Annotated in this window: 1 protein-coding gene and 1 pseudogene; both read left to right on the top strand. The window is 63.7% G+C overall.

Annotated elements, in window-relative coordinates:
- A pseudogene (locus EOD07_RS36025) lies at positions 1 to 328 on the top strand (septal ring lytic transglycosylase RlpA family protein); the annotation flags it as partial.
- A gap of 129 nt (positions 329 to 457) precedes the next feature.
- On the top strand, positions 458 to 867 hold a 410-nt coding region (locus EOD07_RS36020), incomplete at its 3' end, for a serine hydrolase (protein WP_164772931.1).

The following is an 867-nucleotide window of genomic DNA, read 5'->3' as shown; positions in this document are numbered from 1 at the left end:
GGTAAAGCGCGCCGATGTCTTTGCCGCTCTCGATGCCGGCGGCATGTCGCCGGCCGATATCCTTCGGTCGTGGAAGAAATCGAACCGCCAGGAACAGGCGCCCGCATCCGACTATGTCGCCGCCGGTTCCTTCGACGAAGCCGCGGAGGCAAAGCGCGTCGCCGTCGCGCTCGAGCCGTTCGGCCGGACCGAGATCCAGCGCACCGAGCTCGACGGCAATGACTGGTATGCGGTCAACGTCTATCCGGACGGCCATGGCAGCATCGACGAGCTGCTTCAGGCAGCCTGGTCGCATGGCGCGCCGGACGCGCTGGTTGTGCGTAACTGAGCAAATTCGCACTGCCCGTTGATCCGGTCGAAAAAACCCTGATAGCTTGGCTGTGGGGTAGTTTTGCGCAATTCCGGGGCGGAAGCCGCTCGGCACCATCCGGTGTTGCTCAGATTGGGTCGACATTTCATGCAATTGCGTGCTTTTCCGCCGTTCGCCAGCCTTCTGGGATTGGTGCTGGCGCTGCTTTGCGCCGTTCCGGCGAAGGCCCAGCTTTTCGAGACCAAGGCGGCGCAGGCGTTCATGATCGACGCCGACACCGGCACGGTGCTCTTCGCCAAGGACCCCGACAAACCGATTCCGCCGGCCTCGATGGCCAAGCTGATGACGATGGAGGTGGTCTTCAACGCTCTCAAGGCGAAGCGGATCACGCTCGACGACACGTTCGTGGTCAGCGAAAACGCATGGCGCACCGGCGGCGCGCCGTCCGGAACCTCGACCATGTTCGCCAAGCTCAAATCCGAGGTCCGCGTCGAGGACCTGATCCAGGGCGTCACCGTGCAGGCGGCCAATGACGGCTGTATCGTGCTCGCCGAGGG

The sequence above is a fragment of the Mesorhizobium sp. M2C.T.Ca.TU.002.02.1.1 genome (assembly GCF_003997225.1).
The sequence above is the reverse complement of the archived record's forward strand: the minus strand, read 5'-3'. Positions and strand labels throughout refer to the sequence as shown.